The sequence below is a fragment of the bacterium genome (assembly GCA_035281585.1).
GTDB lineage: Bacteria > UBA10199 > UBA10199 > DSSB01 > DSSB01 > DATEDP01.
Genome location: DATEDP010000145.1, coordinates 1 through 4,990 on the forward strand (window position 1 = coordinate 1; position 4,990 = coordinate 4,990).

At 62.4% G+C, this 4,990-nt stretch carries 5 protein-coding genes; 2 read left to right on the forward strand and 3 right to left on the reverse strand.

Annotation, left to right across the window (positions count from 1 at the left end):
• Together VJR29_13215 and VJR29_13220 are read right to left on the reverse strand one after the other, a co-directional pair.
• The coding region (locus VJR29_13215) for a hypothetical protein (protein ID HKY64367.1) at positions 1 to 705 on the reverse strand (705 nt) is incomplete at its 3' end.
• Positions 706 to 993: 288 nt separating this feature from the next.
• Positions 994 to 2,076, reverse strand: coding sequence for a LuxR C-terminal-related transcriptional regulator (locus VJR29_13220; protein HKY64368.1), 1,083 nt, complete (start codon positions 2,074 to 2,076; stop codon positions 994 to 996).
• Positions 2,077 to 2,211: 135 nt separating this feature from the next.
• Between VJR29_13220 and VJR29_13225 the strand changes: the two genes are divergently transcribed.
• Positions 2,212 to 3,189: a hypothetical protein gene (locus VJR29_13225; GenBank protein HKY64369.1), complete on the forward strand. Its 978-nt coding sequence runs from the start codon at positions 2,212 to 2,214 to the stop codon at positions 3,187 to 3,189.
• A 50-nt stretch (positions 3,190 to 3,239) separates the two neighbouring features.
• Here the strand turns inward: VJR29_13225 and VJR29_13230 are convergent, their stop codons facing one another.
• Positions 3,240 to 4,352, reverse strand: a complete 1,113-nt coding sequence (locus VJR29_13230; protein ID HKY64370.1) for a LuxR C-terminal-related transcriptional regulator — start codon at positions 4,350 to 4,352, stop codon at positions 3,240 to 3,242.
• Positions 4,353 to 4,471: 119 nt separating this feature from the next.
• Between VJR29_13230 and VJR29_13235 the strand changes: the two genes are divergently transcribed.
• The gene (locus VJR29_13235) at positions 4,472 to 4,936 is read left to right on the forward strand and encodes a cupin domain-containing protein (GenBank protein HKY64371.1); all 465 of its coding nucleotides are present in this window, start codon (positions 4,472 to 4,474) and stop codon (positions 4,934 to 4,936) included.
• Positions 4,937 to 4,990 lie beyond the last annotated feature (54 nt).

Here is a 4,990-nt window from a genome sequence, read left to right on the forward strand (position 1 = left end):
CGGCCCTGGCGGCCCCGCGGCGCCGTCGGCCCCCGCGGGCCCCGCCGGTCCGGTTGGGCCCGCCGGCCCGGTGGCTCCGACCGGTCCTTGCGGCCCCGGAGGCCCTTCAGGCCCCGGCGGTCCTTCGATGCCGCTGACGTCGATCCAGCTCAAATTGCCGCTGCCGTCGGTGCTGAGCAGCTGGCCGGCGCTTCCGTTGTCCGCCGGCAGGGTCAATTCGTAGAGCAGATTGCCTTCCTCGTCGAAGACGCCGAGCGTTTGCAGCAGCCCGGCCGCGACGTCGGCCAATTGAGACCAGGCCGCGTAAGCTCGCGCGCCGATCTTTTCCGGCCGATATCTCACCGCGTTGTTTTGGCTCAGAATGGTGTTGCAGGTTCCATCGGATCGCAAGGTTCTGACCTCGAGCACCGGATCCTCGGCCGCGGCGAGGACCATCGGATCGACGTTCAAGGTGGCTTGATAGTGGCCGGCCTCCATCCGGAGCATGGCGCTGACGTCGTTTTGATTGTTGGGATTGCAGAACTTCTGGCTATAGAGAAGCTCCCCGCCGATGCCGTCCCGCACCTCCACCACCGCCCGCAGGATCGTGGTCTGATAAATTCCCTGCAGGTTCGAGGTATATCCGTTGTGAACGTAGGAGTCTCGACCCGCCAGGGCGCCGTTGCTGAAGGTTGAGAGTGAAAGAAATAGGACGGAAGAATACAACAATGCCTTAAGGACTCGCACACCACACCTCCCCTTAAGACCTTTCGTATTCCCCCAATCAATTTGAAAGGTAAGTTTGTACAAAAATTGTGCGAGAAAAAATTCGAGGGCGCAAGTCCGATTTTATCGGGAGAAGAAAAATTTGGCGGAAAACTTTTCCCCCTTTGAAAAAGGGGGGCAGGGGGGATTTAAAGATGCGACAGGTGGCCGAACCTGAATTGGTGTTCGTGCGACCGCTTCAAATCCCCCCTTGATCCCCCCTTTTTCAAAGGGGGGAAATCGGCGGCGCTACAGGCGATGACCGCGGGCGAGGAGCGCGGCTTGGAGCCGCGAAGAGAGGCCGAGCTTTCCCAAGATCCGGGTCACATGGGAATGAACCGTCGGCATCGAGACGAAGAGGCGGCGGCCGATCTCCTTGTCGCTTAAGCCCTGAGCGATGAGGCGCAGGACCTGAGTTTCGGCGGCCGTCAGTTGGTGGCGGGCCTTCAGCTCTTCCAGCTGGGGCGACAAGCCGGGATCTTCGAGCTCGGCGATGATGAAGGCGCTCCCGCCGGGTGTTCGGGCCAGCCTTAGGTCGGCGCGAATCGGCTCTTGGCCTTGGCGCGGAACCGCGACCGCGCTGGGCGGAGGCGGGAGAGCTGAATTTTTCCGAAGCAAGGCGCCGAGCTGGCGGCCGGCCTTGACCAAGGCCTCGGGCAAAGCGCGCTTTTGGTTTCCACCGAGATTCAGTAGGGCGCCGGCCCGCTCCGAGGCCCAGAGCAGGGAGCCGCGGCTGTCCATCGCGATCTTGGGCTTGTCGTCGAGATCGAGCATCGATTCGAGGAAGGGCTGGGAGCGGAACTGGGTTTCCCAGCGCTCGTCGCGCCGGGTCAGGGCTTCCAAGGCCGGGAGGATGTTGCTCAAGTTCATCCGCTCGCGCTCGCTGAAGTCGGGCTGCTTGGCGGTCCGGGCCAGGATGATGCCGACCTGACCGGCGTCGTGCATGTTTCGGTCGTTGAGCTTGATCGAGATGTAATTGTCGACGCCGTAATGGGTGGCGAACTCGGTGTGGACCGGCCGATCGATGAATCCCTTCCATTCGGCGCAGCTCGGCCCGTGGAGGATCCAAGCATTGCGCTGCCGCTGAGCCTCTTGCATCGGATCGTCGGAGATATAGTGCTCCGCATAATAATTGTGGGCTTCGCTGAGGCTGCCGGCGATGGCGACCAGCTCGCGGCGCTCATTGCAGCGGTAGAGCAAGGAAGTGCTGGTGTCGAAGAGCCGGTCGATGAGCGGCAGGATGCGTAGCCCGAGGTCCTGGAGGGTGATCGCCTCGTAGGATTCCCGAAGGATTTCGCCGGCTAATTTCGATTGTTCCCCTGAACCCAACATATCCGGCGCTTATTTTAGATGAGACCTCGGTCTCACTCAATCTCCAAAATTCAATATTGCTCAGGATGAGCCCGATCCGCCCTCGGCTCTAGAATCGGCCTATCTTCAACATCGATTCAGGCAAAGGAGGATCACATGCCGAGAATCAGTATCAAAATAATGGCCGCATTTCTATTCGGATGCTTCCTGGCCGGCGGATTTTCCGTCCCGTCGCAAGCGGGCGAGATCCGGGCCAAGGGCGCCGCCACCGACGATTTCATGCTCGACCCCGCGCTGACCTTGGGAAACCCGGATTTCCTGCTCGGGGCGGCCATCGAGCGCGACCGCATGTATATGGCGGCCCGCCCCGGCTTCCAGATCAAGCACATTCCCTTCACCTTCGACGAACAGGGGCTGCCCTATAGCGGCGGAACCTTCCTCTTCGACACCGAAGAGGACGCCGAGGACTTCTACAATTGGGTCAGCCACGACTTCATCCTCGACGGCCTGCTGATGCCGCAACGGGCCTATTTCATCAACCATGCCGCCGCCTTCTACAAGGTGATCGGCGCTTACGAGTTCAAGAGCTCCCGCACCAGCCAGCACGTCCTGCGCACCGAGCGCTGGGAGACGCCGGCCCATGGCGGCCCGGCCGTCGAGCTGCTGCTCAAGGTCGTCTATCCCTTGCTGGTCCTGGAGGCCTACAACCGAGGCTACACCGCGATTTGGCTGCTCTACAACGAAGAGCAACGGGTCGTGAACATCGTCACTTTCGACAACCGCGAGGCCTTGCCCGATCCGCCGGCGCCCGACTTCGCCACGCTGAACGCGATGATGGCCCAGCCCACGATGGGCAAGCTCTTCGATGCCCTGCAATGGCCGAAGACCTTCGACCGAAGCTCCTGGGTCCTGTCGATCTGGTATCCCTTCGAAGAGGGTGACAGCGGCGAGGCCGCGCTTTGGCCCTACTCGCCGCCGTTCCCCGCGCCCTTCATCGGCGACGGCATTTGCGTGCCCAGCCGCGGCGAGAACCATGACAACGCCCCCGAGGATTGCACCCCCGATTGTGGCGATGGCGTGGCCCAAGCCGACGAAACCAACGCGAATTGCCCGAGCGACGTCGAGCACGACTGAGCGGGGAAATAGGGCCGAGGGAAGGGCGCCGGATCGAACCGCCGGCGCCCTTAACTTTTATTCGCCCTTTCGGCCTCGGCTTCGATCCGATGGCCGTGGGCCAACAGCGCCGCCTGGAGCCGGGAGCGCACGCCGAGCTTGGCCAGCACTCTTCCGCCGTGGGTGTGGACCGTTTCCTCCGAGACGAAAAGCCGTTTCGCGATCTCCCGATCGCCCAGGCCCTGGGCGATCAGCTGGAGCACCTGGGCTTCGGCCCGGGTCAGGCCATGCCGGGCCCGCAGCTCCTCGATCCGGCGAGGGGACTCCGGCTCCTCGAGCGTGACGAGGATGAAAGTCTTTTCGGAGCCGCGGGCGAGCTGGAGCTCGGCTCGCAGCGGACCCGTGGCCAGGGCGAGCTCGAGATCGGGCTGGGGCGGGAGGCCATTGGCATCCCGCCGCAGCAAGGCCGCCAGCCGCCGCACGGCGAGGCTCAAGGCTTCGGGGACGCCTTTTTCGCCCCGTGACTTGAGCTCGAGCAGTTGCTCGGCCCGCTCGGAAGCCCAGAGCAAGGCTCCGCGGGCGTCGAAGGCCAGGCGCGGCGGCGCGTCGAAATCGACCAGGCAATCGGCCAGCGACCGTGGCGGGACCAGGCCCTGGGAGCTTCGTGACGCCAAAGCGCTCAAGGCCGGGATCAGGCGAATCAAGGTTTTCAGCTCGCCAGGGCTGAAGTCCGGCTGCCAATCGGCCCGAGCCAGCAGCATCCCGACCATGCCGGGCGCGTGCATTTTGCCTTCGCTCAGCCGCAGGTGGATGAAATTCTCGAAGTCGTAATGTTGGGCGCAATAAGTATGGGCGGGATGCAGGGCAAATTCCTTCCACTCCGGCAGGCTGGGCGCGTGCAAGAAGCGGGGATTGAGCCGCCGCAGCAGGGGGTGCAAGGGGTCCTGGGCATAGTAATGCTTGGCGTAATATTCATGACATTCGGCCAACGATCCGGCCAAGGCGAGGGGCCGGCCTTGCTCATCGCAGCGGAATAACAGGGCGGTGCTGGTGTCGAAGAGCCTTTCCAGCGAAGGCAGGATTTGGCCGCCGAACTCCTCGAAGCTGACCGCTTCATAGGCGGAGCGTACCACGTCGATGAGCAGGCCTTCTCTTGCGGCGGAGCTGAGCATGGGAGGCTTCATTCTAGGCTCCGCCCCCACCCCCATCAATCCAAAAATCCCCCTTTTTAGGGACTCGCGGCCCGGAGCCGATTCTTAAAATCGCGGCTATCAACCATTCATTCCGGAAAGGGAGGCATGTTATGAGACGAATGATGATTTTATTGTCGATGATGTTTGCGGTCCCAAGTTTGGCCCAGGCCCAGTTGCCCCCGGTGGACAATGTGCCGGTGGGCGAGCAAGTCACTTATAATCTCGGTGATACCATACCCCAGTCCGAGATGATCGAATTCCCCGACCCGGCGGCCCTGGGCGGCGAGGTCCTCTGGGGCAAGCTTCGGATCTTCGCCCGCTTCGATTACGCGACCCCGACGGCCAGCGCCGGGATCTTCGAGGCCACCGGGCCCAGCCAAGTCCGCATCACTTTCCCCTTCACCGAGCACGGCACCGTCATTTCCGGGGCCTTTCTCATGAAGGATGAAACCGGCGAGACGAGGCTCTATCTGCCGGGGGATTCCTATCTCATCCGGCAGGGCAGCGTCGTGGTCTGGACCATGCTGACGCCGCGCATGCAAAAATCCTTTTTCAACATGCTTGAAACCCCCTGAATCCGAAAAAGGGTTAAAAAGGCAGGGCCCGTCGCGAGAGCGGCGGGCCTTTTT